Genomic DNA, 26,253 nt, shown 5'->3' with positions numbered 1-26,253 from the left:
TAGAGACCGTATTCTTATATTATTTGGCTTTCATAAGCTTGAATGCATGATTCCAACGGTTTTCTCTGAATCCTGGGATACAATAAAGTATGCACAACTGTTCTAGAACACCACTAGCTTTTGCCGTTCCCATGTCTTCAGGTTCAAAACCAAACTGTGCAACAATTTCGGTCACTTCCTTTTTGGCATTTTCGTTATCACCAGCAAGAAACATGGTAGGTTTGCTTTCAAATTCAGGGTTCACCATGTAAGTACTTGCTACTGTATTGAATGCCTTAACAAAGTTGGCATTTGGTGCTGCCTCTTGTAATTCTTCCATCAAAGATTTCTCTTTGCTAGTGAAGAATTTTAAAACACCATCCTCGGGTGCCGCATCTGCAATAGGATTAGTGGCGTCTATGATGGTTTTGTTAGACAGATCATTGTCGTCTAATGTATTGATTACATCTTTTGCGACAGTACCTTTAGTTGCTAATACCAGAGTATCACCAAATTTTGCGGTCTCAGCTGTACTTCCTAGCTGAAGCCCAGGTCCAATTTGCGATTGCCATTCACTCAGTTTTGAAGTATCTCGAGTTCCTACCATTACCTGATAGCCATGTTTAACAAAACCTGCGGCTAGTGATTGACCTACAACTCCAGAGCCTATGATTCCTATAGTTTTCATAATTAATTGATTTTATTGGTTGAATAAATATTACCAAGCTATTGCTTGTCCTAAGTGCTCAAAACTTGAAGTTTTATCTGAACTATCTAAGGCCAAATCAACAATGGTTCTGGCACCTTCTTCAACAGTCAATGGAGCATGCTCGGTACCAAGATCTGTTTGAACCCAACCTGGGTGTGCAGAGTTTACCTTGATGTTGTCATTCTTTAAAGCCGTTGCTAAATGAATGGTATACGAATTCACAGCGGCTTTAGAGGCGTTATAGGCAAATGGTTTCACTTGGTAGTAATCTGATTCCGGATTGTTTGCCTCACCCAATGAACCCAAAATACTTGAAACATTTACGATGTTACCCTGATCGCTCTTTTTGATTAGTGGTACTAATTGTTGTGTTAGATCTACAAGACCAAAGAAGTTGGTTTCAAACGTATCTCTTAGAATGTCTTGCGTTAAAGAATTGACGCTATCGGCATCCCAGCTTTCCTTGGAATGTATGATCCCAGCGTTATTTACAAGGATATCTAAATGATCGTGATTTTTACTAATTGTGTCAACAGCATTCTTAATACTTTTAGAATCTGAAACATCTAGTTGTACAAATTCTGCGTCAACACCTTCGTTTTTAAGTTCAGCTACGGCTTTATTGCCGCGCTCTTCATTTCTGGCTCCAACTAAGACTTTGATTCCTTGTTGTCCCAATTCTTTAGCGGTTTGAAATCCTAAACCTTTATTGGCTCCTGTTACTAATGCTACTTTTTTCATGATTTTTAAGTTTAATTTAATGTTTGTACATACAAATAAGTATGTGTAAAAATTTTTATTTGTCGATTTCCATATAGGCCTTATGAATATCGTCTGTTAATTTTCTGGCGGTCTCTTTTCCTAAAATTGAGGTGTATTGTTTATACAAGCTCTGCCAAGCTTTTTTTAGTTCAGGTTTTAGCGCTTCACTTTTTTCCGTTGGGAAAACTTGTGTTGCACGACCAACTGATTTACGTTCTAATAAACCGCGATACTCCATCTTTTCGATAAGGCGCGTCACGGTCGAAGGTGTTAATTGCATTTGACAGCTTATAGCTTTAGGCTGAATACCAGGTGAATCATTCACGGTCATTAACAAAAAAGCATACGAAGTAGAAAGCCCGGTAGGGGCAAATGCTTCATCTGCCATTTTGGTCATCACACGAGCAAAAGCATTTGCTGAATGATATAAACATGTACAATATTTAGTTTCCTGTATTTCCATTTATGGAGCAAAGATATAAATAATGTTTGTACATACAAATATAATTTTGAATTTTTAGAAAATTTTATAATCTTAGAAGACAAGACTAAATACAGTGCCTTCACCTTCAATACTTTTTACCATAATACGACCTTTGTGAAGTAGCATAATTTGTTTGCAAAGACTAAGCCCGATACCACTTCCCGTGGCTTTACTTGTAAAGAAAGGAACAAAAATATTCTCTAATATATTTGTTGGGATTCCAGATCCGTTGTCATATACTTTTATGACAATATCTCGATTCGGATTCTGAGAAGCTAAAACTTTAATTTGAGCATCTTCCCTGTGTTTACAGGCGTCAACAGCATTTAATAAGAGGTTAATTAAGACTTGCTCAATAAGATGAGTATCGATATCTAGTTCTAGTTTTGGCCCCGATATTTTAAATTCAATATCAATATTTTTCGCTTCTATGGAAGGTGCCATTAATAATTGAATATTGCTAAATAATTCGGAAACTCTTACACGTTGCAGATTTAAGTTTGTCACCTTACTTAAGCTTCGATAGGTTTTTGCAAATTTGAGAAGACCTTCACTACGATTTTTGATGGTTTTAATTCCAGAATTAAGATCTTCAAGTTCTAGTTGGTGATTCTTAGGTTCCTTAATACTTTGCTCTAAATTAGTTTGAAGCGTATCAGCGAGAGACGAAATTGGCGTAATTGAATTCATGATTTCATGGGTCATTACACTCAATAACTTTTTCCAAGATTCTGATTCATTCTTATTTAAAGTGTCATCTATATTCTGAATCACTATTAGTTTGAAGGCATCCTCATCAACTTGAAAAACCGTATCTGAGATCAATATTTTAATGCTTTCATTCTGAAGGGCTATAGATATAGAATTTGGTTCGCGGTGATAGGTTTCAAAGATTGTGTTGAATAATTCGGGTTTTCGGTTTTCGACAAATCTGATATTCTTGAAAGAAGGCATATCTAAAATCTCACCAAAAGAGTCGTTACTCCATAGGACGTCTCCAGTTTCGAGATTGTAGGCAATGATGCCAATATCTACCATCTCCAAGATTTTCTGAAGGTAAACATATTGTGCCTGATTTTGAGAATTTATCTCTTTGATGGTTCGGTTGATCTCATTAAAACCTGTGTATAAAAATCTTATGTCTTTTGGTCCGCGATCCTCAGGGAACCATCGAGAGAAATCTCGATATTTCACGGCTTCAAAGAAATCATCCATAGCCACAAAGCGACGTTTAATAAATGTGTAAGTATTCCCCATAAGATAAAGAATTGCCATACTTGCAATAATTAAGTATGGTGTTTGATCTTCTTTTATAAAATAAAGAAGTATGAGAATTAGACCAACGAGTAGAAAAATTCTAAAGAATAGCCTTTGAATGTAGCCTTTATAGTTCATATTTATCCAATCGTCTGTACAATGCCGCTCTGGTAATTCCTAGTTCTTTAGCAGACTTAGAAACATTACCCTTATGCTTTTCGAGTACGGTGAGGATTGTGTTCTTCTCAACATCATCGAGATTTAAGCTTGTTGTATTAATGCTTTTAGTGGTGGCGGAGCGCTCAATAGAAGAGAAGACTAGGTCCTCAGGTTTTAATATATTTCCATCAGTCATTATTACAGCACGCTCAAGGACATATTGTAATTCACGAACATTTCCAGGGAATTCGTGTTTCTTTAACTTTGAAATAAATGCAGGATCGAATTTGAATGCACTTTTATTATATTTCTCTGCATAAAGAGATACAAAATAATGAGCGAGTTCAGTAATGTCTGTACTACGTTCTCGCAGTGGTGGCATCATAATATCTACCGTATTTATTCTATAAATAAGATCTTTTCTAAATTTCTTTTCGTCAGCCAGAGTTTTAGGGTCGACATTTGTAGCACAAATGAGTCTGATATCTATAGGAACGGCTTCGTTTGATCCAAGAGGCGTAACTTGCCTATTTTGCAGAACAGTCAATAACCTTACTTGTTGTCCGAGCGTTATATTTCCAATCTCATCTAAAAATAAAGTTCCGCCATTTGCAGCTTCAAAACGACCTTTTCGGTCTTCGCGGGCATCTGTAAATGCACCTTTTTTATATCCAAAAAGTTCGCTTTCAAAAAGTGAGGAGGTGAGGGCACCAACATCAACCTTAACAAAAGGCTGATTTTTTCTGTTTGAATTATCATGAATGGCTCGTGCAACTAGGTCTTTTCCTGTACCATTTTCACCAAGTATAAGCACATTAGCATCAGTTGGTGCAACTTTTTTGAGTTTTACAAAAACATCATTCATAGCATCACTATTGCCAATAATATCTACTGAGCTATTTGTTAAAGCTTGTTTTTGCGAAGTCTTAGATTTTTTGTTTCCTAATATGGTGCTGATGGTTTCAATAATCTTTTCATTCTTCCAAGGTTTCATTAAAAAATCAGAAGCACCTTCCTTTAGCCCTTTAATGGCAAGATCAATATCGGCATAGGCGGTCATTAATATAACTGCAGTTTCTGGTCGAATAGATCTAATTTTATTTAACCAAAAGATACCCTCATTCCCTGTATTAACGAGGCCACTAAAATTCATATCTAAAATAACGATATCGTAATTGGTTCGTTCAATTTGAGAATTAATATTGTTCGGATTTTTCTCTGTGACTACTTCTTTTACAAGTGGCTTTAGAAGTAGTCTCAAGGCGTTTAGGACATCGGCGTCATCATCGACAACTAATATGCGAGCATTTTTTAATACCATCCTTACAATATTACGATTTTATCTTCAGCCTTAAAAGCTTCTGAATTCAAAAAAAGTTAATGTTTCAAAGTGTGCAAATTCGGACACAGAGTGTATCAAAATCGAACACTTTTAAAATCAATTAAAAATGTAAGTATATGATAATCAGTATAATAAATTTTTGGCATCATCTTCACTATATATTAAGTGTCAAAACAAATTACAATGGACATACCAATTCAAAAGAAGAAATTTTCAAAACAAAAACTAGGCTTAATTGCTGGAATTCTAGCCATCGTCGCATTGATTGTGTTTGTTATAATTCAAACTTCAGGTGGTTCAAAATTAAATGTTCAAAAGGAACGCATAACCATTCATACTGTCAATAGAGAAGTGTTTCAGGAAAATATTCCTGTTAGTGGAATTATTTTGCCAATTACGACGATCTATTTAGATGCTTTAGAAGGTGGGCGTGTAGAGGAGAAGTTTGTTGAAGACGGTGCCATGCTAAAAAAAGGTGAGCCTATTTTAAGACTTTCAAATACAGATTTAGAGCTAAGTCTCATTAACCAAGAGACTTCCGTATATAATTTATTGACCCAAATGCAGATTTCTCAAAACGCTGCGCGCCAGAATACTATCAATAGACAAAACCAATTCACCGATGTTGAAAATAATCTCATTGAAGCCGAACGTGTTTATAATTTGAATAAGCGTCTTTATGAGAAAGGAGCAATAGGAAGACAAGATTTTGAATCATCTCAAAATGATTTTGAGTATCAAAAAGAACGTATGAAACTAGCAAAGCAAGTGTTATCCGAAGACTCCATTTCTTCAAAGCTCGAAATTAAACAAGCCAAAGACTCTTATGCCAGAACACAAAGTGCCTTAGAACTTATGCGAAAAAAGGTAGGTGATCTGGTAGTACGAGCCCCAATTGATGGACAGCTAACTTCGCTCGATGCTGAAATTGGTCAGTCAATCAATAAAGGAACACGTTTAGGACAAGTAGATGTAACAAGTGGATATAAAGTACGTGTTGATATTGACGAACATTATATTTCTCGAATTTATACCGGTCAGTCTGGAACATTCACACTAAATGACAAAACCTACACATTAGTAATTAAAAAAGTATTTACACAAGTCACTAACGGGCGTTTTCAGGTAGACATGAAGTTTGAAGGTGAAACTCCGGAAGGCATAAGAAGAGGCCAAAATCTTCAAATTAGATTAGCCTTAAGTGCTGAAAAAGAGGCGTTACTAGTGGCCAAAGGTGGATTCTACCAAAAAACAGGTGGCAATTGGATGTACAAAATAAGTGAGGATGGTAATACCGCTTACAAAATTGATGTGCGTCTGGGAAGTCAGAATACAGAATATTTCGAAGTATTAGAAGGCTTAAATATAGGAGACAAGGTAGTTACTTCAAGCTATGATTCGTTTGGTGATGCAGAAGAACTGATATTAAAATAAGATACAATCAATTAAAAAATGAATACCATGATACAAATTAAAGACCTGGAGAAATTTTACAGAACTGAAGAGGTTCAAACTATAGCCTTAAATAAATTATCCTTTGGAGTTAAAGAAGGTGAGTTTGTAGCCATAATGGGACCATCAGGATGTGGTAAATCTACATTACTCAATATTATCGGGCTACTAGATGATCCAGATAGTGGGAGTTTTATGTTTAATGGCGAAGAGGTTTCTGGATATAGCGAACGTAAGCGTTCAGAACTGCGTAAACACAATATCGGATTTGTATTCCAGAGTTTTAACCTTATCGACGAACTTACAGTTTTCGAAAATGTAGAACTGCCATTAATCTACACTGGTGTAAAGCCGGCGGAACGCAAAAAGCGTGTAGAAGAAGTTTTAGAGAAGATGCAAATTATGCATCGTAGAAATCACTTCCCCCAACAATTATCCGGGGGACAGCAGCAACGAGTGGCTGTAGCAAGAGCGGTGGTAAACAAACCAAAGCTTATTCTTGCGGATGAGCCTACTGGAAACTTAGATAGTACCAATGGTAATGAAGTTATGGATCTGCTAATTGATCTTAATGAAGCCGGAACAACTATAGTTATGGTCACTCACAGTGAACACGATGCCAAGTACAGCCATAGAATTATTAGAATGTTAGACGGACAGAAAGTAACCGAAAATATTCTGGCTTAGACATGGAATCATCAATCAAAATACATAATCAATCAATCATGGTGGAAACACTTCAGTATGAGACCAGCCAAAAAATTATACTGAAGTGTAGAAACCAAATTAAAGCAGAATTGTAATTGCAATGATGCATCAATCAAAAAACGAACGGTCTATCGAAGCCAAGGCGTAGTTAGATCAATTAATCACAGAAGTCATGCTTAAAAATTATTTCAAAATAGCCTTTCGAAACCTCCTTAAAAACAAGGTGTATTCATTTATAAATATTTCTGGTTTAGCTATCGGAATGGCGGCCACCATGCTCATTGGACTTTGGATCTATGATGAGTTAAGTTATAACAAGCATTTTGAAAATTATGATACCATTGCTCAGATTTATCAAAATGAATCAAATAATGGAGACACAGAAACTAGTGAAGCCATACCAAGACCTTTAGAATTTGCTCTGAGAGAAGCACATAATGATAACTTTAAGCATATAGTTATGTCATCTTGGAATTTTCCATGGTACCTCAAATATGATGAAAAGAACATCAACTTTCTAGGCAGTTTTATGCAAGAAGGTGTCATTGATATGCTCAGTTTAAAAATCATAAACGGCAAACCAAATGGACTGAAGGATTTAAATTCTATAATGTTGGCCGAATCTACTGCTGAAAAATTATTTGGAAATGAAGATCCAATAGGAAAAATATTGAAATTAAGCGATTCTTTTGAAATGGAAGTAACGTCAGTGTATGAGGATATTCCAGATAACAATTCATTTTCAGATCTTGAATTTGTAATGCCTTGGAAATTTTATATCACTTGGCAGGATTGGATCAGGGAAGCTGAAGATCACTGGGGGAATAATTCGTTTCAGGCTTTTGTTCAGATCAATGATAATACAACCATGGAAGCGGTTACAAATAAAATCATTAATGTAAAAAAAGAACGATCTCCAGAGGAAGCTGAATTTAATCCGGAAATATTTTTGGCACCAATGAAAGATTGGCATCTTAGAGATACCTATGAGAATGGCGTGCAATCTGGTGGCCGTATTGAGAATGTTTGGCTATTTGGAATTATAGGAACATTCGTTTTACTATTAGCTTGTATCAATTTTATTAATTTAAGTACAGCACGTTCAGAAAAAAGAGCAACAGAAGTAGGAATTAGAAAGTCTATTGGTTCGCATAGAAGTCAGTTGATATTTCAGTTTTTAAGCGAATCTTTTTTAATTGTGTTACTATCATTTGTGCTCGCTTTTGGAATTGTTTTACTGTCTTTAGATGGTTTCAATAACCTAGCTGCAAAACAAATTGTTTTTCCATGGACTAACTATCAATTCTGGATAGCCTCCATTTTATTCATTTTTATCACAGCGATTTTAGCCGGAAGTTATCCAGCCTTGTATTTGTCATCTTTCAATCCTGTTGCAGTATTAAAGGGAACATTTAAAGCAGGTAAATATTCGGCTTTACCTCGAAAGATTCTGGTGGTAGCGCAATTCACAGTTTCAATCGCATTAATCATCGGAACCATAGTTGTGATCAATCAGATTCAATATTCTAAAGATCGTCCTGTGGGTTATGATAAAGATAGTCTCATACAGGTGCCTGTTATGAGTGCTGAGTTTTCAGGTAAGAAAGACTTTATGCGCATGCAACTAATAGAATCGGGTGCAGTAGTGGAAATGGCAACAACGAGTAGCCCAACAACCAATGTTTGGTCTAACAGAAGTGGATATGACTGGGAAGGGAAGCCTGAAGGGTTTCAAGAGGACTTGGCATGGACCGCTGTATCTTATGAATTTGTCGAGACCTTAGGTTTAAATCTAATCGAAGGTCGTGGATTTTCGAGAGAATTTGCATCCGATTCAACAGCGGTGATACTAAATGAAACTGCTGTAAAATATATGAATATCGAAAACCCTATAGGTAAGTTAATTAGAGATTCTGATTATAATGATCCAGATCCTGCGCCACCATTAAAGATTGTTGGAGTTATTCAAGACTACATCGTCCAATCACCTTACGAGCCTGTTAAGCAAGCTATGTATGTATTCGATGCCTATGAAAATGAAAGTTACTACAATTTAAGGATGAATCCAGATCGCAGTATTAGCGATAATCTAGAAACGATAGAAGCGGTTTTCAAAAGAAATTTTCCTAATGTACCATTTAGCTATCAATTTGTAGACGAAGAATATGGAGCAAAATTTAGGGCTGAGGAACGCGTGGCAAGTTTAGCACGCATTTTTACAATACTGGCAATTTTTATTAGCTGTCTTGGATTATTTGGACTTGCTTCATTTATAGCTGAGCAACGAACCAAAGAAATTGGCGTAAGAAAAGTTTTAGGTGCATCGGTTAAGCAACTTTGGATTTTATTATCGAAAGATTTTATAACCCTTGTAATCATTGCACTGGTCATTGGTTCTCCAATCGCATATTACATGATGAGCCAGTGGTTGCAAAAGTTCTCTTATAGAACTGACATTTCATGGACAGTTTTTGCGCTTGCTTGTTCTGGTGCTGTCTTAATTTCGCTTTTAACAGTGAGCTATCAAGCCATTAAGGCCGCAACTGCAAACCCAGTTAATTCATTACGTACAGAGTAATCTCAATCAATCAAAAAACAAACTGTTATGATCAAAAATTATTTCAAAATAGCATGGAGAAATATCATGAAGAACAAGGTATTTTCTCTTATTAATATTATTGGTTTAACCATAGGACTGAGTGCATCTTTTGTCATTGGATTAATGATCTATTACGATTACACGTTCGATAACTTTCATAAAGATGATGATCGTATTTATCGAGTGGTAACAGATTTTACGAGTCCTGAAGGTCAGTTTCATAATCCGGGTGTTACTGTTGCCTTAGAGGATGCAATAAAGGAGAATTCAAATTTTGAAATTATAAATGGGTTTTATACTGAGCGCCCTTCAAAAGTAGAAAACAGAGAAAGTAACCTCGAGTTTAAATGGCCCAAATTTGTTATTTATACAAATGGGGAATACTTTGATATATTCAAGTATAATTTTTTAGCAGGAAACATGGATAACGTATTAGCTAACCCTAATGAAGTGATCCTATCTGAAAACAGAGCTAAGGACTATTTTCCAAATTTGAAACCTTCTGAAATTATTGGCAAGACCCTTGTATATAATGATTCGATTAATACGAAAGTCACCGGAATTGTTGAAAATTTTAAAGAACGTAGCGATATTGTTTTTGAAGAATTCATATCCCATCCCACCTTATTACAGACGAATACACGCGAATTTATTTTAGATAATAACTGGAATAGTACAAATTCCAATTCGCAACTATTTGTTAAAGTCAAACAATATGCAAACATCAATCAGATTAACGATGAATTGAAAGCATTAGCGGATGCGCACATTGATGAAGATATGAAGCGTTATGGCCAAACTCGAGCCTTTACCTTACAACCATTAAGAGATATCCATTTTAATGAGGATTACGGAGTTTATGATTGGGAACGTGGCATGGCTAGTAAACCATTACTTAGAAATTTGGCCTTAGTTGCATTATTTTTGCTCCTACTTGGTTGTATCAACTTCATCAATTTAAATACTGCACAGGCTACGCAGCGTGCTAAAGAAATAGGCATTAGAAAAACCCTAGGAAGTTCGCGTAAGCAGTTAATATGGCAATTTATGGGCGAGACCTTTATGCTTGTTGTAATTTCTGCCTTGCTTTCTATTGGATTAACAAAGTGGTTGATAAATGTCTTTTCAGATTTTGTGCCGGCTGATCTTGAATTCAAATTAATCGGAACACCGTTGATCTTAATAGGAATTGTAATTCTGTTGGTATTTGTAACTTTTCTTTCAGGCTTTTATCCGGCTGTCGTATTGTCGAAATTCAATACAGTTTCAGTTTTAAAAAATCATTTAGGTATAGGAGATAAAAAAGTTGGACTCCGAAAGTTCCTTACAGTATTTCAATTTACGATCGCACAGATTTTCATTATTGGAACGCTTCTCGTCGGAAGGCAAATTAATTTCTTATTGAACAAGGATATGGGTTTTCAAACAGAAGCTATAGTTTCAGTATTTAGTCCGCGTGCTGAGAGAGCACTTTCCAAAAAAGAATTGTTTGCCGAAAAACTAACCTCGATTCCTCAGATCAAAAAAATTAGTATTGGTGGTATGGCACCCGCCTCTTACAATACAAATACATCTTCAACCACTGTGAATAACGGAAAAACAGAGGTGCAATCTGATCTGCAATTCATTTTTGGCGATACCGAATATCTCGATCTTTTTGAACTAAAATTACTCGCTGGAAGAAATTTCAGAAACGATACTATTAGAGAATTGGTCATTAATGAGACGGCGCAACGCATTTATGGATTTGATTCACCCGAAAAAGCTATTGGAGCTTTAGTAGACTTTGGTGATGAAAAAGTACCTGTAGTAGGCGTAATGGCAGATTTTCATCAAAGATCGTTAAAGACTGATATTAAACCTATGGCCTTGGTAGGAGATTGGTATAGACCAGATTTTAGTAGATATCAAGCAATACATGTTGCTTTACAAAATTTAGAAGGTGACGATCTTAAATCTGCATTATCAAAAATTGAATCAACCTATAAATCGGTTTACACGGAGGTTGATGATTACCGAATTGAATTTATGGATGAAACAATTGCAAGATTTTACGACCGAGAAAAGAAAGTCTCAAAATTACTCAATTGGGCGACAGGACTATCAATATTAATAAGTTGTCTAGGACTTCTTGGGTTAGTAATTTATACCACAAATAGACGTGTAAAAGAAATTGGAGTACGTAAGGTTTTAGGAGCATCTATTTTACAAATCAACACCTTGTTGTGTAAGGAATTCTTGATATTAGTGGCCATAGCCTTTGTCATAGCGGCACCAATTGCGTGGTACGGAATTTACGATTGGCTACAAGACTTTTCATACAAAGAGCCAATCAGTTATTGGGTATTTCTTTTAAGTGGTATAGCTATGATCGTGTTCGCACTCATTGTAATAAGTGTGAAAACCTTAAGAGCAGCAAGTGTTAATCCAGTGAACTCGCTGCGCTCTGAATAAAAAACATCAATCAAAAAATGAACATATTATTAAGTTTAAACGAAGCCACACGTGCTGTGAATTCAGGTAGTAATCGAATCAACTTACTCGAAGACATCACACTAAATGTGAATGAAGGTGAATTTATATCACTAATGGGGCCATCAGGTTCTGGCAAGTCTACCTTACTAAATTGTATTGGTATGCTAGATAGTTTCACCGATGGTGGTTATACCTTTTTAGGACAACCTGTGCACAGCATGAAAGAAAAGAACAGATCAAAATTATATAAAGATTATATCGGATTTGTATTTCAGGCCTACCATCTTATCGACGAGTTAAACGTATGGGAAAACATTGAAACACCCTTGTTGTATAAAAATATTAAATCTTCGGAACGCAAAGCCTTGGTGGGAGATATGCTAGATCGATTTAATATCGTAGGTAAAAAAGATCTTTTTCCACGGCAACTTAGTGGTGGTCAGCAACAATTAGTTGGAATAGCTCGCGCATTAATAGGAAAACCAAAACTTATTTTAGCAGACGAACCTACCGGTAACTTAAACTCTAAGCAAAGTAGAGAGATTATGGAGTTGTTTTCTCAATTAAATAAAGAAGGAGTTACCATAATTCAGGCTACACATTCGGAAGCAAATGCAGCTTATGGTTCGAGAATCATTAATCTGCTCGATGGAAAAATAGTTCCGTAAAACAAGGATATCATGAAAACATATAATTTAATAATTACCATCTTGTTACTGATGGCTGAGGTGAGCTATGCTCAAAATCAGATACTACAAAGCTATACCTTAGACGAATGTATTGAAATAGCGCTCGAAAATAACCTCGATCTAAAATCATCGAATTTACGGGCAAATACTGCTAAAATAAATCATCAGCAAACTAAGGCAAATTTGCTACCTAGCATTAATGGAACCTTTAATTTGGGAGTTAATGACGGACGAAGTATTGACCCTTTTACCAATGATTTTATCAATCAGGAGTTAACCTTTTCTAATATGGGGTTAAGTTTAGATATGACCATTTTTAATGGTTTTCGACTGTTAAATGCCGCCAAACAAAATAAATTAAATCGCGAAGCTGCGACTCTTGAAGTTGAGGCAGCAGAACAAGATCTGGTTCTGAATGTTACATTGACTTATCTTCAGGTATTGAATAATAAAGCGGTTTTAGAACTCACCAAGCAACGATATGAAGCCACAAAGAAACAACTGAAAATTCAGGAGGATTTTTATAAAAATGAATCAGGAAACCCTGCAGATTATACTGATCTTCTTGGGCAAATTGCCAACGATGAAACGAGTATTTTAGTTTCAGAATCGAATCTGAATAATTCTAAACGTGACTTGATCCGATTAATGAATTTACCAGGCAATGTTAATGTTGATGCTGAAAATCTTTTGCTAGAAATGACAGGTTATAACTTATCTGCTGACGAGGTTTACAATGAAGCGTTACAAAATTTATTGACCTTTCAAGCAAATGAAAAACGGATTGAAGCTGCTAAAAAAGGAATCAGTGTAGCAAAGTCTCAATTTACGCCAGAGGTATCCGTTTTTGGTGGTATAAATACCAACTATTCTAGTGCTGCCCAGATATTTAATATGACCGGAACTGAAATCGTAGATACGGGTTTGTTTGTTACCGTCGATGGTCAGGATTTACCCGTATTCAATGAACAAATGAATTTTGATGCACAGACCATAAGCTTCGAGGATCAGTTAGATAATAACCTCAATACTGTAATTGGTGTTTCTGTGAGTGTGCCATTGTTTAATGGATTTAGGGCAAAGAATAATGTGGCCTTGCAGAAAATTCAGATGGAAGAATCTATGATCGAGTTAGAACGAACACATCTCGATATTAAAAACACGATTGCCCAAGTTCATTTTGACATGCAGGCCGCCTTCAATCGGTACAATAGTCTGTTAAAACAGGTGGAGGCTTACGAAGAGTCTTACCGAATCAATGAAATTCGATTCAATAGTGGGATTTCAAACTTTTTAAACTATGTAACCAGTAAAAATAACTTAGACAATGCAAGAGTAAATCTGGCTAATGCAAAGTACGATTATTTACTGCGTGTTAAGGTATTAGATTACTACAGGGGACTACCAAATTAATTCCACTCCAAGCTTTGCCGTTCGGCCCAATAATGCTTAGGCAAAATTGCTAAGGATTTTAGTTTTTCTAGTTCTGAATCAGTCAATTCGAAATCTAAGGCTTTTAAATTCTGTTTTAAGTGTGCCGTATTAGAAGCGCCGCTTAGTACTATGGTCGGTGCTAGAATATCTATAATATAACGAATGGCAATAGCATCGGTTCCGATATTATATTTAGTTTGAAGAGATTCGAGTAGATGATAGGCCTCTTGGTAATTTTCAAAATTTGAATGTTTAAAAACACGTCCATTCGCTAGAGCTTCTTTTATGATTACGGTTTTGTTATTTACCAGTAATTGTTTCAAAATTGAAAAGGTGGACTGTTCAAAAATATTGAAGGTCACCTGAAAACTATCAAACAATTCCACACCATCAAAGGTAACCTTAAGAGCCTCAGAAATAATTGCGTTTTGAGCAGTTCCGCTTGATGACAACCCGATTTTTAATCCATGAGTTTGTTTCAATTCATGCAGTCTAGAAAGTACTTTGTTATTGGTTAATACACCAGTTTCGAGGGTTGCAGAATGAATTTGATATATACTCAAATTTGGCAAAAAAGCTTTAGATACTTCCCATTGCTCATTCAATTTTGATAAAGAATGCTCTTTTATTTCATGTTTGCCTTTAAAACCGATTTCCCAGTTAGCCACATAAGTATAACCAAACTTAGTTGAAAGGTTAACATCAGAATAGGCTCTTGACTTATTCCATTCGAGTAAGAATTGTTCACCCAAACCGTATGAAGGTGCCACATCAAAATCTCTAATACCCATAGTGTAGGCCTTGTCTAAGACTTCAAAAGTATTTTTTTTAAAAGCATTGACAGATTTATCAATATCTGGATTCGAGCGAATATTGATATAATCTGGTCGGCCTAAAGCGGCTAATCCTAAACCAATTCTAGTTTTTTTAGCCATTTTAATAGTTCTTTATCTGATGGATTTCTAAGTTTCTTTTTGCCAATGGTTATAGTAGGAAAATTGAGTTTTCGATTTTCATATAGGTTGCGTAATTCTTCAGCGTAATCGTCGTTCAATTCAACATCTAAAAAAGAATAATCTAAATTTTGGTCATCTAAAAACTGCTGATAGTATTGCGTTTTATGGCAACGTGCTGCACCAAATAATTTAATTTTAGAATGAGCCATATTTGATTGAATAGTGCATAAACTCAAAGCCGCTAAATCAGCGGCTTTGAATTCAACTTTAAGTATTTTTTAATTTATCTGCGTGAAGCTTGCGAAACTTCACCAGTTTTGGTGTAATCACAAAACTGCAGTAGCCTTGTTGTTCATTATTCCTGTAATAGTCCTGATGCTCTTGTTCAGCTTCAAAAAACGTTTGAGCTTCAGAGATTTCAGTTACTATAGGGTCTTCAAAGTATTTACTGAGTTCGTTAATTACGGCCTCAGCAATTGCCTTTTGCGTGTCATCGTGATAAAAAATTACGGAACGATATTGTGTGCCACGATCAGCTCCTTGTCTGTTCAAGGTCGTGGGATCGTGAGTGGTCATAAAAATGACAAGAATATCCTCGTAACTTATAACGTCGGCATCAAAAGTTACCTGAATAACTTCAGCATGCCCTGTTAATCCTGAACATACCTCTCTGTATGTTGGTTTCCCTGGGACATTTCCACCTGAATATCCTGATACTACTTTTTCAACACCTTTTACTTCAAGAAATACAGCTTCCGTGCACCAAAAGCATCCTCCGCCAATTGTGGCAATTTGTAAATTTTTAGTTGTCATTAGCCAGCTCCTTTTCTAAAGTCATTGATTCAGAATTAATACAATAACGCAATCCACTTGGTTCTGGGCCATCAGGAAAAACATGTCCTAAGTGTCCATCGCAAGTATTACACATCACTTCAACCCTTACCATTCCGTATGATGTGTCTTTTTCATATTTAATGGCATTTTCTTTTATAGGCTGGGTAAAACTAGGCCAACCAGTTCCTGAACTGAATTTAATTGTAGAATCAAATAATGGTGTTCCGCAGCAAACACAGTTATATTTACCAGCGTCGTAGATACTGCAAAGTTCACCGCTGTGTGGACGTTCAGTCCCTTTTTCACGCGTTATTCTATATTGTTCTGGTGTTAATTGTGCTTTCCATTCTGCTTCGGATTTCTCAACACGTCTGTCTGGCGTTGGATTTCCATTTACAGCAAAATTGATCACATCTTTCCAAGTTAGCATACAATATGTCCTTTCTTTTCTAGTTAATAAATAGCCTTTTTTGGAAGTGCTAAGTTAGTCGATGAAAGTCAATATTCCTTGCATCATGGAGGTTAAAGTGCTCTTAAATTTTTAATGATTTTGAATTGATTTTTTTAGGGTATATTTATCAGAACAACTAACTAAAATCAAATGAACAAAGGAGCATATTTATTACTCATTACGGCCATCTCAGCATTAGGGGGCTTGTTATTTGGGTATGATACGGGTGTTATAAACGGCGCGCAGTATTTTTTAAGTCAATATTTTGAACTCGATCCAGCATTAAAAGGTTGGGTTGTTGGTAGTGCACTAATTGGCTGTCTTGTTGGTGCCTTAATAGCAGGTGTATTGAGTATAGTTATTGGGCGGAAAAGTTCATTGATTATATCGGCATTGTTATTTACCTTATCCGCTTGGGGCTCAGGGTTACCTGATATCTTTCCAGAAACGGTTACTGTTTTGGTGATCTTCAGAATTATCGGCGGTTTAGGTATTGGGATCGCATCAATGAATGCGCCTATGTATATCGCCGAAATTGCGCCTAGTCATATTCGAGGTAAAATGGTAACCTATTACCAATTGGCGATAGTAATTGGGTTTTTTGTGGTGTTTTTAGCTACCTATTTTATTGGAAATAGTCTATCTGAAGCCGAAAATATTGAATTCGGCTGGCGCCGTATGTTTTGGTCCGAGTTGGTGCCAAGCGGTTTGTTCTTGGTATTGCTGTTTTTGGTGCCTAAAAGTCCGCGCTGGTTGGCAATAAAGGGTAGGGACGAAGAAGCATTAGGAATTCTGACTAAAGTTCATGGTGAAGAGCATGCCCAACAAGAGATTGCAGAAATCAAGGCTTCTTTGCAAACCAAGGAAGACAAGGTAAAGGTGAATTACTTTTCAAAAGCAATTCTTGCCATTATCATTATTGGAACAGCACTGTCAGTTTTACAACAATTTACTGGAATCAATGCCGTACTATACTATGGCGCCGATATTTTTGAAAAAGCACTTGGCTTCGGAAAAGAAGATGTCTTAGCACAACAAATCTTACTAGCATTTGTGAATCTCGTCTTCACTATTGTTGCTATGGTCACTGTAGATAAATACGGTAGAAAACCACTTTTATATATTGGTTCTGTAGGAATGATAATCGGTTTCTTACTACTTGGTATCTCCTTGCAGCAAGAAGCAGTAGGTTTGGTATCATTAATTGGTGTGCTTGTATTCATTGGTGCTTTTGCCCTGTCGATGGGTCCTGTTGTTTGGGTGATTTTATCTGAAATGTTTCCGAATAAAATTCGAAGCGTCGCTATGGCAATTGCTGTGGCAGGTCAGTGGGCGGCAAACTACCTTGTTTCCCAAACCTTTCCGATCGTTATGGAAAGTGAGACCAATAATACTGCACCTTGGAATGGTTCTATGCCATACTTTATTTTTATTGCGTTTATACTAGTTATTATCTTTATAACGTTTAAGTTCATTCCTGAAACTAAAGGTAAAACCTTGGAAGAGATCGAAGCGTTTTGGGAGTAACAGAGTTTATTGCTATGACCAGAGACATTATTGACATTAACGATTTCACCATTTTAGTTGAGACTGCAAATTCTGATGAAACTATTCAGGATTCTTGCTGTTTTGATGAGCCTGTTATTGCAGTAGCATTTTATGGATCAGGAAATGTAGATTTAGAATTCGAATATCCTACGGCGTCCAAACACTATAATTATACCAAAGGCCTTGCTCTGTCTTTTTATTCTGATGAAAAGGTGATGTGTCATCATACAGTGACAAAGGATTGCCCTCTAGAATGTATCGTTATAGCGACAGCCACACGAAACCTTCACAAGTTACCAAATCAGGAAGGTGAGTTGTTTTCTGAATTACTCGAGCAATTGGTAAAACCAAAAGATCATTATGTTGAAGGTCCATGCTTTTTTATGACACCTGAGATGCTCAAAATTGTGAATGGTATTTTCAATATGAAATATGAAGGTAAAGCTAGGATGATGTTTTTCCGAAGTCAGATCACCGCCTTGCTATCTCACTTTTTTGGACAGTTGGCACTTCATAAGTCTAAAAGTTTTAAAACCCACGATCGTTCTCGCCTTGAAGAAGTAAAACAAATTCTAGCTCAAAATCTAGATAATCCACCATCATTATCAGAGTTATCCAAGATTATTGGCTTGAACACCACCAAGCTTAAAAAGGAATTCAAGGAAGTCTTTGGCGTCCCTGTTTTCAAGTATCTTCAAAATGAAAGATTAACTACCGCACACGAAATGATCAGTAGCAAAAGTGCAACGGTTCAGGAAGCAGCGTGGCACGTTGGCTACGATAGTTTGAGTTCGTTTTCAAATGCTTTCGCGAATAAATTCGGCTATCGCCCCAGTCAAATTAAATAATCGTCCTTTCCGACAAATCAAAATTCTTTTCAAATAAGTCAATGCTCTAAAGCAGAAATACTTTTGTCTTGTAATTAAAAATTATTAAGACATGAAAACTATTAGAGTCGTTTTAATCGGAGTAACCATCTGGATACTGGGCGTGTCCTTGTACACAATTTCCTTTCAATTTTCTATGATGGAAGATGCAGAAATGCAGGCCAATTTGGTGTTATTTCTTTCTGTTATTCCGTTAGTATGGTACGGAAGTGCTTTATACTATAAAGCCGAATCCACAACTCCTGGCTATAAGGTTGGACAGGCCTTTTTATTGACCAGTGCGGCATTAGACGCTTTAATCACAGTCCCATTTTTTATGATGCCTAATGGGATTGACCATTTTTCGTTTTTCACCTCATTCGGATTTTGGTTGGTAGCTTTAGAATTTTTATGCATAGCAGCACTTTATTACTATATCAAAGTGTATCCAAAAACGATCAAACTAAATCAGTAGCCGCATGGAATTCTCATTACAACACATTGTATTTTTTACATTGGTAATTTGCACCGGACTTAGCGCAGGACTCTGTTTCACTTGGTCTAATACAGTAACTGCAGGAATAGGACGATTAGATGATCTGGGCTTTTTAATGGCCTTTCAACAAATGAATCGCGTTATATTAAATCCCACTTTTTTTGTGGTGTTCTTAGGACCATTTTTTCTTGGGATAGTCAATCTTTTCATATTCAAAAATTTAGAATCACATGTTTGGTGGATGCTTTTGTTAGCAGTACTTCTTTATGCCTTAGGTGTGATCCTCGTAACAGTTTTTGGAAATGTACCATTGAATGAAATGATTGATCAGCATCAGCTGGAAACTTTGAGTAAGGTTGAGCTGAATGATCTTAGATTAGCATTCGAAGACCAATGGAACCGCCTTCATCTCGTGAGAACTATGACCTCAATACTATCATTTATAACCTTAGTAATTATAGCAACACAAATCACAAAATAAATATTAAAATCATGAAAACAGAACATTTTTTAATCACAGGAGGAACTGGTAAAACAGGTCGAAGAATAGTAGATCGTTTGCAAAATTTAGGTCAAAACGTACTGATTGGTTCAAGATCAGCACAACCAACTTTTGATTGGGATCGACCACATAATTGGCCTGAAGTCGTTGAAGGAATTGATAAAATCTATATTACCTATCAGCCAGATTTGGCGGTGCCTGGAGCAAAAGAAGCCATTTCAGAATTGGTAAGAGTATCTAAAAATGCAGGAGTAAAGAAATTGGTGCTATTATCGGGTAAGGGAGAGCGTGAAGCAGAACTATGTGAAGAGATCGTTATCAATTCTGGGATCGATTATACAATTTTAAGAGCAAGTTGGTTCAATCAGAATTTTAGTGAAAATTTCTTATTAGAGCCAATTTTAGAAGGGGTCGTGGCCTTACCACAAGCTCATGTAAAGATTCCTTTTGTAGATGCAGATGATATAGCTGATATAGCGGTTGAAGTTTTATTAAACGATCAACACAATAGCGAAATTTATGAGCTTACAGGATCGCAGTTGTTTACGTTTGAAGAGGCGATTGATACTATAGCAAGGGCTACTGAGCGAGAGATTTCTTTTGTGCCCTTGAGTTTGGAAGCCTACAGTAATGCACTGCGTGAAATGCAACTCCCTGAGGACTTTGTTTGGCTGATCGATTATCTATTTACCGTGGTACTCGGAAATCCGGATAATTCAACAGTGACCCACGACATTGAAAAAGTCTTAGGAAGAGCACCCAAAACATTTCAAGAATATTCAGATGAGGTTGCTAAAACCGGACTTTGGAATAATGCGAATATCAAGGTCTAACCAATCGATTGTTCATCAATCAAAATCAAAAACCCTTGCTGTTTTCAGCAAGGGTTTGGCTTATTAATTATTTGGTGCCGCATTACCAATCGTGTTTGGCAATAATCACACAAACATAGGTTTTATATTTACTTCCTTTTTCTCGTCTCACAAATCCAATACCAATATCCTTTAAGGAACCATTCCATTCATCGAGTCCTAACAGATGAATTCTATGACCAAAAGAAGGAACTCCTTTGTCAATAATAAACGTAGAGATGGCTGAAACACCATTATCTACATTGGCGGCAATGGATTCAAAATTATTATCTCTTTTATTTTTCAACCAACTCGGATTAAGTTTGTATCCACTCTTATTGATATAATAATTAATGCCGTAGCCAGAAGGATCTACATGACCATAGTAGTTTCTTTTGGCCATGTCATAGGCCTTGTTTTCAGCTACTTTCGCTAAGGTATCGTTCCAAATGAGTTCGGTCTTTTTTACTTTAGAATATCTTAAAAACGGGAATTGATCTTCAAAGTCTTCAGGATTGAGCCTAATCTGGTTCAGCAATTCATAGGCGTTTTGGGCTTCGTCTTTATCAATAACTATGGTTTTATCACCAGAAAATGTGGTAACAATAATGGTGAAGACGAGGATAATTATTTTTTTCATGTTTTCGAATTATCAAGTTGGGATCTTAGCTTTTGAATCTCCTCATTTTTAGTCTTTACCTCCATCTGAAAATATTTAAGACTCGTAAACAAGTAGATGACCACAAGAATATTTCGAAGATCAATAGAATTATATGCAGTTAAGATTTCAAACTTGCTAAACACCCAAAGAATACCGAACATTAGAATGGCAACTGTAGATATTATTTTTAATGCTTTTTTCATTTTATGAAAGGTTATTTCGCTTTAATAATATATTGATATGGAAGTAAATTGACATTAATATCGAAAGAAGTATAGCCAGCCTGCTTTAATTCGTTAACTACGCGATCTATGGATATTTTATGGTGTAATGGTGGGCCAATTTCATTTTCAGCCTTAATAAAATCGATAATAACTAACTCACCATGATCGGTTGTTCCTGTTTTTACTTTTTTAAAATATTCAGGTCGGTTTTCAATGTGATGATAGGTGTTCACTATCAATACCATATCAACTTCATTTTCATCTAAATTAGGTGAATCGTAAGGGATTTTACGTGTTACTATGCCTTCTAGATTGTTAGTGTTTATCCGGTTATTCAAATAGTTTAGAAATCCGTCGTCAACATCGGCAGCAATCACACTCGCACCTTTTTCAGCTAGTTTCACCGAGAAGTAACCCGAACCCGCACCAATATCCATAATGGTTTTTCCTTGCAGATCACCGAGATAGTTCAATACCTCTTCAGGTTTTTGATATGCATCACGTTCGGGCGATTCAAACCGCTTTACCAGTTCATCTACAGATGACTGATGCATATAGTCATTGGCCGTTTTATGATCAGAATGATGCTCTTTCTGGTGCTCTTCGTTCTTGTGTTTTTGGTGATCGGTATCTTTAGGGTGATTGTCCTTACATCCCAAGCAAACCAGTAATGAAAGTATTAAAACTATGTTTTTCATGAATTTTTAATTTTTAGACTTTTCACCAATAACCTCACCCTCTTTAGCATCTATTTTCATTTCACTGAGGTAGCTTAATATTTTTCCTTTAGAATCAACATTACCCACATAGCCAAAATCAGGCGAGTAGAATAAGAAATATTCTTGGCGTTTGTTTTTATCTCGATTGGTTAATTGCAGGCAATGCACCTTAACACAATTCTTGTATTTTTTTGCTGGTGTTTTAAATTTTAGATCAGTCTCAATAACCTCGTAGCTCCAGCTTTCATCGGCTTCATACCACTTGTCACCAAGTTGAGGTTCTACGGGAAGCGTAATAGATTCGGTCATGTTTTTACTATCAAAATGATAATAATGCGTGTCCGCTTTTCTGTAGTAGGCGGTATCGACATCGCCCCAACTGTACTTTCTATATCTCACATAGTACTCAAGATCGTTAAAGGTCTTTTTGTCATTGTCAAAATATTCAATAAAGTGATGTTTACCATACTTGAAATATTTAGCACTATTTGAATTTTCGAACAAGGTCATGTATCCTAAAGAGTGAAATGTGAAGGAGAATAAGGTTAAGGCAAGCAGGCTAATAAGGATTGGTTTTTTCATTAAGAAAGGATTTAGATGTTATTTTGGAGTAGTATTAGAATTTTAACGATAACTAATTTAATTAAATTACACGAAATATCCTGTAATTAAAATGACCTTAAAAATGAATCGATTTTTGACACACATAGGTAAGCAGAGTGAATAAAGAAGCCCTACTTCGCTTCTCAAAAGTTTGAAGCTTCGCAGGGTACATGTAGAGTCGGAGGGACTAACTTCGTTGGACCCACCTTGCCGAAAGTGCAAATGCCATTTGCTGGCTTCACAATCCAGGCGTTTAAAACAAAAAAGATCTTAGCAAGTAAACTTCTAAGATCTTTAAGTTTTATCCGCAACCAAATGGCGCTTCTTGTGGAGTCGGAGGGAATTGAAATTATTAAACTTTAACATACTTTAACATATTAGAATCCTATAGATATGTTCATAATCAGTGATTTTTTATAATTAATTATAATAATGAGTTATATTTGATAATATTAAAATTGTCACCGATTTTGTCACCTATTATGACTTCAATATAAATGAAACACTCTTTTTATCTTAAAGAGCCACAGAAAAGAAAGGGGGCCAAGCCAACGCTTGTATATTTTACTTGCCACTTCAATAAAGAAAAGAAGAAGTTTGTTTACTCTACTGGTGAAAAAATAGCACCCATTAATTGGAATTTTCAGAATAATAGACCAGTCCTTAAAGGTAGTAAGGCTGCAATAACTGCGAGGGCAGTTCTACAACAATTACAGCGATACTCGATTAAGTTTGAGGAATTAGTTGGTTTACATTCCAAAATAAATGAAGATTTAACATCTAAGTTACTTAAAGAGTATTTTGATTCCGAGTTTAAGAAGAGTTCAAAAAATAAGAACATTTTTTATTTAGCATATGATGCTTTTACTGAAGAGAAAATTAAGAGGCGAGAGTGGAAATCATCTACAATAAAACGTTACACCAATATTAAGAATCATTTAATAAGCTTTGAGGAACGAGCTAATTACAGACTCACTTTCAGCAACATTAATGGGAAATTCTATACTGATTTTACAGATTATTGCTACACTACTTTAGACCATGGCACTAATACATTTTCTAGGAACATTGGTCTTTTTAAGACCTTTATGTATTGGGCCTTGAAAGAGAAATATACGTATAATGATGCCTTTATAAGTTTTAAAAAACCCGAACGTGTAATCACTGAAGAGATAGCTTTAACATTAGATCAGGTTAAGACTATTTTTGAGTTCGAAATAAAGTCAAAATCGTTGGAAAAAGTTAGAGATATTTTTGTATTTCAATGTTTGACTGGACTTAGATATGGGGAACTTCGTCTACTAAATAAGCGCACTATAAGAGATGGAGTACTTCTGATAAAGGAAGATAAAGATGTAACAAAAGAACCTAGAGAGGTGCCATTGTTTGATATAACTGCCTATATTCTAAAAAAGTATGATAATAAATTACCACTAATATCTAACCAAAAGCAAAATCAACTAATAAAAAAGGTTTTTGAGGATGCTCAATTTGATTTTGAGGTGCAGTATTCAAGAAATAAAAACAAGCAGAAAGAAACTATTATTAAGCCTTTTTTTGATAGGATATCTACGCATACAGCCAGAAGAACCTTTATTTCGATCATGAAAAAGAAAGGTATAGCCGATAAAACGATAATGAAAATGACCGGACATCGAGACTTGAAAACGTTTAATAGTTATTACAAAGTTGATATAGAAGCTAAGGTAGATGCTATTAATCTAGCATTCGGAAGCATGGAATTACCAAAACTTAAAAAAGTCTAGATTTGATGGAGACAACAAAATATTTAGGTAGCTTAGAGAATGTTAATCTATTTGTTATCAGAAAAAAAACCATTAAGCAATTATTAGATAAGGAGATAATAAAAATTGATGAAAGGAATTACGGCTTTGATTTTGAAGACTCAGAATCGATTAAGTTGTTTACTCACTACAAGGGTTTAACTTATGAGATATCTGAGCTTCTGCTGAATGAGATTTATCTAATTCTAAATGATTACGTGGAAAGGGTTAGTGATAGTAGTCTAGATTTTAAAGATATTGTGTTTAATTCAAACGCTTTTATTGAAAAAAAAGACAAAATTGGTTATTACAAAGCTCAATTTGAAAATTTTTTTCCAAAGAGCTCCTTGGGTTTTTCGATATATAAAGGTCATCCTGGAACCGGGTTTCCTTCTTGGCAAGAATATGCTAAATTTTACATAGGTGATTCCACTACCTTGTTAAGTCTATATTTGAATTTTAATGCGAAAGATGATTCTCCAGAATGGGAAATTCCAATCAGTCTAAGGTTTATGAGATTTCTTTTAGATTATCATAAGGCAAAATTTATTGAGTATAATGATGAGTTTTTAGAATTTTTAGGGAAATGGATTGAATTTAGTGAAACAGATCATATTCTAGAATCGATAAAATTGAAAATAAATGAATTATCCAATAACAATGTCAAAGTTAATGGCCATGTCGACTTGAGGGGAGTATTCAGAGATAAAAAAAAGTTTGATACTATAATTAAATCTTTGATTACGAGAGGTATTGTAAATAATAAACTTGAAATCATTTCACAAGTTAATTGTAAAGATTTGAGAATATTAAGTGCATTTTGTTTTTTATTGAAAAAGCAGAATCTCGTTCACTGTAATGATAAAAATTTAATCAACCTTGCTTCGAAGACTTTTAGTTTAGAATTAAAACCGAGTACTTACTCGGAAGCGTGCAAAACTTTTAAAAACTATTATCCTGAAAGTATCAAAGAAGAGGAGCATTTGAATCTCTTAAGGTTCATTTAACCATTTACCATATATATATTAGTTTTTTGAATTTTTGAATTCTTCAAACATTCAAAGGTTTGGTTATCAGTAAATATAAATTTACCATTATTAACCATAATTAATTAATATGGAAGGTATAGTATTTCAAAATATTGATAAGGAAAAATTCGAGGCTCTCTTCAATAAGGTTCATCAGATAAATGAAACTCTCTCACTATTGGTTGATAAAGAGAATTCTGAGAAAATTTCTCCAGAAATGGCAGCTGAAGAACTAGATGTGACCACTCAAACTATCTATTCTTATATCCGTAAAGGTATTTTGCCTGCGTCAAAGGTTGGTAGAAAACTATTAATCAAGCGAAGTGATATTTCACAAGCACTCAAGGAGGTCAAATCTTTAAAATATCACAGAAAATAAGAACGAAACCCTATAGTATTACCAGTACTATAGGGTTTTAATATTGTTTATCATAAAGGCAACAAACGATGAAATATAGTAAAAAACGGTATAATAACCCAAGAAATCCAGGAGGTAAAGCCAATCTAGTTTCAATTTCTTCTTATGAATTGGCAATTAAAATAAAAAAAATCAGAAGAATTTCGGATCCATGTGAGCAACTCTTACAGTGTTATGAATTGATTAAGGCCTCTGAGTACGCCGTCAAATTATACGAAAAAGTTCTTAATCTAGATTTGATTAAGAATAAATCAACAATTATG

The 26,253-nt window shown here is 35.3% G+C and carries 27 protein-coding genes; 14 read left to right on the top strand and 13 right to left on the bottom strand.

Annotation, left to right across the window (positions count from 1 at the left end; translation table 11 throughout):
• Nucleotides 1–19: 19 nt before the first annotated feature.
• The 5 genes from DDY94_RS12195 to DDY94_RS12175 form a co-directional block, all read right to left on the bottom strand.
• Nucleotides 20–667, bottom strand: coding sequence for an NADPH-dependent F420 reductase (locus tag DDY94_RS12195; RefSeq protein ID WP_111684401.1), 648 nt, complete (start codon nucleotides 665–667; stop codon nucleotides 20–22).
• Between the two features lie 30 nt (nucleotides 668–697).
• The gene (locus tag DDY94_RS12190; protein ID WP_111684400.1) at nucleotides 698–1,429 is read right to left on the bottom strand and encodes an SDR family oxidoreductase; all 732 of its coding nucleotides are present in this window, start codon (nucleotides 1,427–1,429) and stop codon (nucleotides 698–700) included.
• 55 nt (nucleotides 1,430–1,484) lie between these two features.
• Nucleotides 1,485–1,913, bottom strand: a complete 429-nt coding sequence (locus tag DDY94_RS12185) for a MarR family winged helix-turn-helix transcriptional regulator (RefSeq protein ID WP_111684399.1) — start codon at nucleotides 1,911–1,913, stop codon at nucleotides 1,485–1,487.
• A 72-nt stretch (nucleotides 1,914–1,985) separates the two neighbouring features.
• Entirely contained in the window at nucleotides 1,986–3,329 is a 1,344-nt protein-coding gene (locus DDY94_RS12180; RefSeq protein ID WP_111684398.1) for a sensor histidine kinase, read from the bottom strand.
• Nucleotides 3,319–4,671: a sigma-54-dependent transcriptional regulator gene (locus tag DDY94_RS12175; RefSeq protein WP_111684397.1), complete on the bottom strand. Its 1,353-nt coding sequence runs from the start codon at nucleotides 4,669–4,671 to the stop codon at nucleotides 3,319–3,321. Before DDY94_RS12175 ends, DDY94_RS12180 begins: the two co-directional genes overlap by 11 nt.
• Nucleotides 4,672–4,875: 204 nt before the next feature.
• On the opposite strand from DDY94_RS12175, the gene DDY94_RS12170 reads away from it, so the two are divergent.
• The 6 genes from DDY94_RS12170 (at nucleotide 4,876) to DDY94_RS12145 (ending at nucleotide 14,028) form a co-directional block, all read left to right on the top strand.
• On the top strand, nucleotides 4,876–6,126 hold the full coding sequence (locus DDY94_RS12170; protein ID WP_111684396.1) for an efflux RND transporter periplasmic adaptor subunit: 1,251 nt from the start codon (nucleotides 4,876–4,878) through the stop codon (nucleotides 6,124–6,126).
• Between the two features lie 27 nt (nucleotides 6,127–6,153).
• The gene (locus DDY94_RS12165; protein WP_111684620.1) at nucleotides 6,154–6,831 is read left to right on the top strand and encodes an ABC transporter ATP-binding protein; all 678 of its coding nucleotides are present in this window, start codon (nucleotides 6,154–6,156) and stop codon (nucleotides 6,829–6,831) included.
• Between the two features lie 193 nt (nucleotides 6,832–7,024).
• A complete protein-coding gene (locus DDY94_RS12160) occupies nucleotides 7,025–9,430 on the top strand; it encodes an ABC transporter permease (RefSeq protein ID WP_111684395.1) in 2,406 nt (801 codons plus the stop codon).
• 27 nt (nucleotides 9,431–9,457) lie between these two features.
• On the top strand, nucleotides 9,458–11,905 hold the full coding sequence (locus DDY94_RS12155) for an ABC transporter permease (protein ID WP_111684394.1): 2,448 nt from the start codon (nucleotides 9,458–9,460) through the stop codon (nucleotides 11,903–11,905).
• Nucleotides 11,906–11,922: 17 nt separating this feature from the next.
• The gene (locus DDY94_RS12150) at nucleotides 11,923–12,594 is read left to right on the top strand and encodes an ABC transporter ATP-binding protein (protein ID WP_111684393.1); all 672 of its coding nucleotides are present in this window, start codon (nucleotides 11,923–11,925) and stop codon (nucleotides 12,592–12,594) included.
• 12 nt (nucleotides 12,595–12,606) lie between these two features.
• Entirely contained in the window at nucleotides 12,607–14,028 is a 1,422-nt protein-coding gene (locus DDY94_RS12145; protein ID WP_111684392.1) for a TolC family protein, read from the top strand.
• On the opposite strand, the gene DDY94_RS12140 is transcribed toward DDY94_RS12145, so the two are convergent.
• Genes DDY94_RS12140 through msrB form a run of 4 tightly spaced genes read right to left on the bottom strand, consistent with a single transcriptional unit; the run spans nucleotide 14,025 to nucleotide 16,269 of the window.
• Entirely contained in the window at nucleotides 14,025–14,984 is a 960-nt protein-coding gene (locus DDY94_RS12140) for an aldo/keto reductase (protein ID WP_111684391.1), read from the bottom strand. The genes DDY94_RS12145 and DDY94_RS12140 overlap by 4 nt on opposite strands.
• Complete coding sequence (locus tag DDY94_RS12135) at nucleotides 14,957–15,214, bottom strand: glutaredoxin family protein (protein ID WP_111684390.1); 258 nt, start codon at nucleotides 15,212–15,214, stop codon at nucleotides 14,957–14,959. The genes DDY94_RS12140 and DDY94_RS12135 overlap by 28 nt, the downstream gene beginning before the upstream one ends.
• Before the next feature lie 58 nt (nucleotides 15,215–15,272).
• Nucleotides 15,273–15,818, bottom strand: a complete 546-nt coding sequence (gene msrA, locus DDY94_RS12130) for a peptide-methionine (S)-S-oxide reductase MsrA (RefSeq protein WP_111684389.1) — start codon at nucleotides 15,816–15,818, stop codon at nucleotides 15,273–15,275.
• Nucleotides 15,808–16,269: a peptide-methionine (R)-S-oxide reductase MsrB gene (gene msrB / locus DDY94_RS12125; RefSeq protein WP_111684388.1), complete on the bottom strand. Its 462-nt coding sequence runs from the start codon at nucleotides 16,267–16,269 to the stop codon at nucleotides 15,808–15,810. Before msrB ends, msrA begins: the two co-directional genes overlap by 11 nt.
• A 171-nt stretch (nucleotides 16,270–16,440) precedes the next feature.
• On the opposite strand from msrB, the gene DDY94_RS12120 reads away from it, so the two are divergent.
• The 5 genes from DDY94_RS12120 (at nucleotide 16,441) to DDY94_RS12100 (ending at nucleotide 20,535) form a co-directional block, all read left to right on the top strand.
• Nucleotides 16,441–17,817 (top strand): sugar porter family MFS transporter, encoded by a 1,377-nt coding sequence (locus DDY94_RS12120; protein ID WP_111684387.1) that lies wholly within the window; start codon nucleotides 16,441–16,443, stop codon nucleotides 17,815–17,817.
• A 14-nt stretch (nucleotides 17,818–17,831) separates the two neighbouring features.
• Nucleotides 17,832–18,686, top strand: coding sequence for a helix-turn-helix domain-containing protein (locus DDY94_RS12115; protein WP_111684386.1), 855 nt, complete (start codon nucleotides 17,832–17,834; stop codon nucleotides 18,684–18,686).
• A gap of 91 nt (nucleotides 18,687–18,777) precedes the next feature.
• On the top strand, nucleotides 18,778–19,179 hold the full coding sequence (locus tag DDY94_RS12110; RefSeq protein WP_111684385.1) for a DUF5367 family protein: 402 nt from the start codon (nucleotides 18,778–18,780) through the stop codon (nucleotides 19,177–19,179).
• Between the two features lie 4 nt (nucleotides 19,180–19,183).
• Nucleotides 19,184–19,681: an anthrone oxygenase family protein gene (locus DDY94_RS12105; protein ID WP_111684384.1), complete on the top strand. Its 498-nt coding sequence runs from the start codon at nucleotides 19,184–19,186 to the stop codon at nucleotides 19,679–19,681.
• A gap of 11 nt (nucleotides 19,682–19,692) precedes the next feature.
• Complete coding sequence (locus DDY94_RS12100; RefSeq protein WP_111684383.1) at nucleotides 19,693–20,535, top strand: NAD(P)H-binding protein; 843 nt, start codon at nucleotides 19,693–19,695, stop codon at nucleotides 20,533–20,535.
• An 82-nt stretch (nucleotides 20,536–20,617) separates the two neighbouring features.
• Here the strand turns inward: DDY94_RS12100 and DDY94_RS12095 are convergent, their stop codons facing one another.
• Genes DDY94_RS12095 through DDY94_RS12080 form a run of 4 tightly spaced genes read right to left on the bottom strand, consistent with a single transcriptional unit; the run spans nucleotide 20,618 to nucleotide 22,739 of the window.
• Nucleotides 20,618–21,193 carry a CAP domain-containing protein gene (locus DDY94_RS12095; protein WP_111684382.1) on the bottom strand — a complete coding sequence of 192 codons (576 nt, stop codon included), beginning with the start codon at nucleotides 21,191–21,193 and terminating at the stop codon, nucleotides 20,618–20,620.
• Nucleotides 21,190–21,417 (bottom strand): hypothetical protein, encoded by a 228-nt coding sequence (locus tag DDY94_RS12090; RefSeq protein WP_111684381.1) that lies wholly within the window; start codon nucleotides 21,415–21,417, stop codon nucleotides 21,190–21,192. The genes DDY94_RS12095 and DDY94_RS12090 overlap by 4 nt, the downstream gene beginning before the upstream one ends.
• An 11-nt stretch (nucleotides 21,418–21,428) precedes the next feature.
• On the bottom strand, nucleotides 21,429–22,136 hold the full coding sequence (locus tag DDY94_RS12085; RefSeq protein ID WP_111684380.1) for a class I SAM-dependent methyltransferase: 708 nt from the start codon (nucleotides 22,134–22,136) through the stop codon (nucleotides 21,429–21,431).
• A gap of 6 nt (nucleotides 22,137–22,142) precedes the next feature.
• On the bottom strand, nucleotides 22,143–22,739 hold the full coding sequence (locus DDY94_RS12080) for a hypothetical protein (protein WP_157957314.1): 597 nt from the start codon (nucleotides 22,737–22,739) through the stop codon (nucleotides 22,143–22,145).
• A gap of 518 nt (nucleotides 22,740–23,257) precedes the next feature.
• Between DDY94_RS12080 and DDY94_RS12075 the strand changes: the two genes are divergently transcribed.
• The 3 genes from DDY94_RS12075 (at nucleotide 23,258) to DDY94_RS12065 (ending at nucleotide 25,951) form a co-directional block, all read left to right on the top strand.
• On the top strand, nucleotides 23,258–24,526 hold the full coding sequence (locus DDY94_RS12075; RefSeq protein WP_111684378.1) for a tyrosine-type recombinase/integrase: 1,269 nt from the start codon (nucleotides 23,258–23,260) through the stop codon (nucleotides 24,524–24,526).
• Nucleotides 24,527–24,531: 5 nt separating this feature from the next.
• The gene (locus tag DDY94_RS12070; protein WP_111684377.1) at nucleotides 24,532–25,551 is read left to right on the top strand and encodes a hypothetical protein; all 1,020 of its coding nucleotides are present in this window, start codon (nucleotides 24,532–24,534) and stop codon (nucleotides 25,549–25,551) included.
• A gap of 109 nt (nucleotides 25,552–25,660) precedes the next feature.
• On the top strand, nucleotides 25,661–25,951 hold the full coding sequence (locus DDY94_RS12065; protein WP_111684376.1) for a helix-turn-helix domain-containing protein: 291 nt from the start codon (nucleotides 25,661–25,663) through the stop codon (nucleotides 25,949–25,951).
• Nucleotides 25,952–26,253 lie beyond the last annotated feature (302 nt).

This window comes from Winogradskyella tangerina, from assembly GCF_003260205.1.
Lineage (GTDB): Bacteria > Bacteroidota > Bacteroidia > Flavobacteriales > Flavobacteriaceae > Winogradskyella > Winogradskyella tangerina.
The sequence above is the reverse complement of the archived record's forward strand: the minus strand, read 5'-3'. Positions and strand labels throughout refer to the sequence as shown.

Coding starts and splice junctions, on each gene's coding strand:
- DDY94_RS12070 (WP_111684377.1), top strand. CDS start 24,532: ATGGAGACAACAAAATATTTAGGTAGCTTAGAGAATGTTAATCTATTT.
- DDY94_RS12160 (WP_111684395.1), top strand. CDS start 7,025: ATGCTTAAAAATTATTTCAAAATAGCCTTTCGAAACCTCCTTAAAAAC.
- DDY94_RS12195 (WP_111684401.1), bottom strand. CDS start 667: ATGAAAACTATAGGAATCATAGGCTCTGGAGTTGTAGGTCAATCACTA.
- DDY94_RS12075 (WP_111684378.1), top strand. CDS start 23,258: ATGAAACACTCTTTTTATCTTAAAGAGCCACAGAAAAGAAAGGGGGCC.
- msrB (WP_111684388.1), bottom strand. CDS start 16,269: ATGCTAACTTGGAAAGATGTGATCAATTTTGCTGTAAATGGAAATCCA.
- DDY94_RS12170 (WP_111684396.1), top strand. CDS start 4,876: ATGGACATACCAATTCAAAAGAAGAAATTTTCAAAACAAAAACTAGGC.
- DDY94_RS12120 (WP_111684387.1), top strand. CDS start 16,441: ATGAACAAAGGAGCATATTTATTACTCATTACGGCCATCTCAGCATTA.
- DDY94_RS12165 (WP_111684620.1), top strand. CDS start 6,154: ATGATACAAATTAAAGACCTGGAGAAATTTTACAGAACTGAAGAGGTT.
- DDY94_RS12095 (WP_111684382.1), bottom strand. CDS start 21,193: ATGAAAAAAATAATTATCCTCGTCTTCACCATTATTGTTACCACATTT.
- DDY94_RS12180 (WP_111684398.1), bottom strand. CDS start 3,329: ATGAACTATAAAGGCTACATTCAAAGGCTATTCTTTAGAATTTTTCTA.
- DDY94_RS12090 (WP_111684381.1), bottom strand. CDS start 21,417: ATGAAAAAAGCATTAAAAATAATATCTACAGTTGCCATTCTAATGTTC.
- DDY94_RS12110 (WP_111684385.1), top strand. CDS start 18,778: ATGAAAACTATTAGAGTCGTTTTAATCGGAGTAACCATCTGGATACTG.
- DDY94_RS12085 (WP_111684380.1), bottom strand. CDS start 22,136: ATGAAAAACATAGTTTTAATACTTTCATTACTGGTTTGCTTGGGATGT.
- DDY94_RS12080 (WP_157957314.1), bottom strand. CDS start 22,739: ATGAAAAAACCAATCCTTATTAGCCTGCTTGCCTTAACCTTATTCTCC.
- DDY94_RS12140 (WP_111684391.1), bottom strand. CDS start 14,984: ATGGCTAAAAAAACTAGAATTGGTTTAGGATTAGCCGCTTTAGGCCGA.
- DDY94_RS12135 (WP_111684390.1), bottom strand. CDS start 15,214: ATGGCTCATTCTAAAATTAAATTATTTGGTGCAGCACGTTGCCATAAA.
- DDY94_RS12105 (WP_111684384.1), top strand. CDS start 19,184: ATGGAATTCTCATTACAACACATTGTATTTTTTACATTGGTAATTTGC.
- DDY94_RS12190 (WP_111684400.1), bottom strand. CDS start 1,429: ATGAAAAAAGTAGCATTAGTAACAGGAGCCAATAAAGGTTTAGGATTT.
- DDY94_RS12185 (WP_111684399.1), bottom strand. CDS start 1,913: ATGGAAATACAGGAAACTAAATATTGTACATGTTTATATCATTCAGCA.
- DDY94_RS12100 (WP_111684383.1), top strand. CDS start 19,693: ATGAAAACAGAACATTTTTTAATCACAGGAGGAACTGGTAAAACAGGT.
- DDY94_RS12175 (WP_111684397.1), bottom strand. CDS start 4,671: ATGGTATTAAAAAATGCTCGCATATTAGTTGTCGATGATGACGCCGAT.
- DDY94_RS12145 (WP_111684392.1), top strand. CDS start 12,607: ATGAAAACATATAATTTAATAATTACCATCTTGTTACTGATGGCTGAG.
- DDY94_RS12155 (WP_111684394.1), top strand. CDS start 9,458: ATGATCAAAAATTATTTCAAAATAGCATGGAGAAATATCATGAAGAAC.
- msrA (WP_111684389.1), bottom strand. CDS start 15,818: ATGACAACTAAAAATTTACAAATTGCCACAATTGGCGGAGGATGCTTT.
- DDY94_RS12065 (WP_111684376.1), top strand. CDS start 25,661: ATGGAAGGTATAGTATTTCAAAATATTGATAAGGAAAAATTCGAGGCT.
- DDY94_RS12150 (WP_111684393.1), top strand. CDS start 11,923: ATGAACATATTATTAAGTTTAAACGAAGCCACACGTGCTGTGAATTCA.
- DDY94_RS12115 (WP_111684386.1), top strand. CDS start 17,832: ATGACCAGAGACATTATTGACATTAACGATTTCACCATTTTAGTTGAG.